Here is a 3,368-nt window from a genome sequence, read left to right as displayed (position 1 = left end):
TAGGGTAGCTAGTTATTCACTATCCATTTTTTAAGTTGGCGTTTTTTAATGTTTTAAATGCTTTATAAGCGTATTTCAGCTTGTGTAGGTCAAAACCCGGAAATTTGATAAAGACATAAGGTGCACATAGTGCAAAAAATTAAACATGAGACGCCAGATACGTTGAGTTTTTTTGTCATTTAATCTGTACAGAGAAGATAAATAAACAGCTTCAGTTTCATGATAAGGGCGCTGGCGAGGTTTGTCAAGGAAGTTTTTTGTTTCTGTGGGCTACCTGGATGACAGGATTGCTCTTGAATTTGTATAGCTACATTGTCGGTAAATCTAAATTGCTTTAGTTATAGAAATAAATTTCGAGTCAGATGTGTATAAATTCTATATAATTTTTATCCTACTACTAATTTAACAAGATGGATCATATAGATGTTATAAAATCAAAATTATTATTATCCGACATAGTAGGTAAAAAAGTCAGATTAATAAAAAGAGGAGATAGTTTTGTTGGGCTCTGTCCATTTCATAACGAAAAAACCCCATCTTTTTCGGTGAGCAATACTAAGGGGTTATATTACTGTTTTGGTTGCTTAGCTAGTGGTGATGCATTTGAATTTATTTCACAAACTGAAGGATTAAGCTTTAAAGAAGCATTGGAAAAATTAGCATCGGTTACAGGTGTTGAACTGCCCAAAAATCTTAGTATTACAAAAGAGGACAATAAACTATTTTTAGCGCTTGATTTAGCTGCAAATTGGTTTGCACAAAAAAATCAAGGTGTTGTAGATTATTTAAAGCAGCGTAAGATTTCACCTAAAATCATAGATAAATTTAAGATAGGTTATGCACCAAGCTCTGGTTTGAAAGAGTATTTAAACTCTTCAGGTATTGAAGACAAAATTTTAATTGATATTGGATTAGTAAACAAAAATTTTCGTGATTATTTTTATGACCGGCTGATATTTCCTATACAGAGCATTGCAGGGAGAGTTATTGGTTTTGGCGGACGTGCGCTAAGTTCTGAGCAACAGCCGAAATATTTAAATAGCCCAGAGAGTCAGCTCTTCAAGAAAAGAGAGAATTTATACGGATTAAACTTTGCTTTAAGCGAAATACGTAAAAAACAGCACATATTTGTTGTTGAAGGATATATGGACACTATAGCGCTACATCAAGCGGGAATTAGTAATGCAGTTGCTCCGCTTGGTACCGCAATTTCTGCAGAACAGATAAAAAATCTATGGAGATTTGCTAAAGAAATCTCCATCTGTATGGATGGCGATAGTGCTGGACGTCATGCTGCTACTCGAGTTGCAGAACTTGCTCTGCCAATATTAGAGCCTGGATACACGTTAAAGTTTGTGACTTTGCCAAGTAATAAAGATCCATACGATATATGTAACGAACTGGCATACAAGAAAGAAGACGTGTTGACTGCTCTTGACCATTCAACAAAACTGCATTCTGAATATTTATGGCATCACATAATCGATAGCAATTTGCAAAATTATGAAAAACTTGCTCCGGAAAAATATTCAATTCTTGAGCACAAGTTCATGGAATATGTAAATACTATTAGCAACAGCAGTATTAGAAGGTATTACAGAGATTATTTTTACAATAAGGCTAGTGAACTAAGAAGTAGCTTCAAAAAACAGATTTTTAATAGTAAAACTGGAGCAACAAAAGGTGAGTATCTTCATAACAAATCTCCAGAGCTAATTGAAGCAGAGCAAAATCAGGCCGTAATTTTGCGTATAGCCGTAGAATTTCCTGAAATCTTGAACCGTCCTATATTTTTTGAGCAATTTTCTCATTTTGAATTTACTAATGAGATGAAAAGATTACAACAGCGTATAATTGATGTAATAAGTAACAAAAGCAAACTCGATAAAGAGGCTTTGTTACAAGAATTGAAACAGTTTAACGTTATAAAGTATGTATTTGAAAAAACTAGTGTACTAAATAGCCAACTGAACGAGAGAAAATCTGCAGAAATTGTGTGGAATAATATAGTGTTACTAAAAGAGTTAAATGCATTACGAAAAGAAAGAACCGAAGCGAGGCTGAGCGGTAATCTTGACTTAGAGGAAAGGTTGATAGAACAAATAAAGCAAATAGAAAGCAGTATACAAGAAATGCAAATGGAGTTTATTGAAAAGTAGATATCGTCTCATTAGTCAACAAGAAAATTACAAAATAAGACAATATTTTACATAAGATTGAAATTTTTAACTAATTAAGCCTTCCTCCAACAGCTTTGCCCTGTAGTTTTTGATATGGTTAGGATCACTTGAAAATGTATAATTTTTGTAGTTAGCTCTGCTATGCATATAAAGCTTACTATTGACTTTTATCACATTATCTCACATTATCTCACATAATATGCATGTGAGAAGAATATGAACTGGAAGAATTTTCGTCTTAGTACACGTCTCAACCTAGAAGGGCCTGTAATTGAGCAAGTGTACAAGTTAATTACTGCAGTTGATAGTGTTAAAAATAGCTGGCAGATAACGAAAAAACTACTACCACAAACAATTGAAAGATTAACTCATTCAGTTATTGTTACATCTTCTGGCGCTTCTAACCGTATTGAAGGAAATCGTCTAACCGATAAAGAAGTTGAGGATCTATATAAAAACCTACGTGTCAAAAAATTTAAAAATAGAGATGAGCAAGAAATTGCTGGCTACTTAGAAATGCTTAAACTAATATTTCATGATTATACGGATATTCCAATTAGTGAGTCATCAATATTGCACATTAACAACCAGATGCTACTTTATAGTGAAAAAGATTTGTATCATAGAGGAAAATACAAAGCAAGTTCTAATAGAGTTGAGGCAAAAGATCAGAATGGAAAAGTTGTTGGTATAATTTTTGATCCCACACCACCTTACCTTGTTAGAAAGGAAGTACAAGAGCTTATTGATTGGTATCACTGGTCCTTAAATAATAAATTTAAGCATCCTCTTATTATTGTTGCTAACTTTGTTTTTGGGTATTTGGCAATACACCCTTTTCAAGATGGGAATGGCAGAACTAGTAGATTGATGACTAATTTAATGCTGTTGCAGCAGGGTTATGATTTTGTATCTATTGTATCACATGAAAAGATAATTGAAACTAACAAACTTGATTACTATTTAGCGCTTAATAAAACACAAAGTAGCTGGAAAAGTGGCAAAGAAGATATTTCCCCATGGTTAATATTTTTTCTTAATGTGCTCAAAACGCAAGCAAATGAGGCGCATTATATTCTTGAGAGGGAGAATACTGAATATTTATAGCTCTTTTCATAGAAGTCCGGATGTGATAAGATAAGGATAGACGATGATAAGGAGGTTGAGTGCCAGCAGCATATAGTTATG

The 3,368-nt window shown here is 33.3% G+C and carries 2 protein-coding genes; both read left to right on the top strand.

The genetic code is table 11. The annotated features are described in order from the left end of the window. Positions 1 to 410 precede the first annotated feature (410 nt). A complete protein-coding gene (dnaG, locus tag OZD66_RS05520) occupies positions 411 to 2,159 on the top strand; it encodes a DNA primase (protein WP_182366705.1) in 1,749 nt (582 codons plus the stop codon). Between the two features lie 237 nt (positions 2,160 to 2,396). After that, positions 2,397 to 3,287, top strand: a complete 891-nt coding sequence (locus tag OZD66_RS05515; RefSeq protein ID WP_259348493.1) for a Fic family protein — start codon at positions 2,397 to 2,399, stop codon at positions 3,285 to 3,287. Positions 3,288 to 3,368 lie beyond the last annotated feature (81 nt).

The organism is Wolbachia endosymbiont of Drosophila baimaii, from assembly GCF_028982185.1.
GTDB lineage: Bacteria > Pseudomonadota > Alphaproteobacteria > Rickettsiales > Anaplasmataceae > Wolbachia > Wolbachia pipientis.
Note: the sequence above shows the minus strand (reverse complement) of the source record. Positions and strands in the feature narration are given on the sequence as shown.

Bases quoted from the DNA above. Each gene is read 5' to 3' on its own strand.
- OZD66_RS05515 (WP_259348493.1), top strand. From the start codon at position 2,397: ATGAACTGGAAGAATTTTCGTCTTAGTACACGTCTCAACCTAGAAGGG.
- dnaG (WP_182366705.1), top strand. From the start codon at position 411: ATGGATCATATAGATGTTATAAAATCAAAATTATTATTATCCGACATA.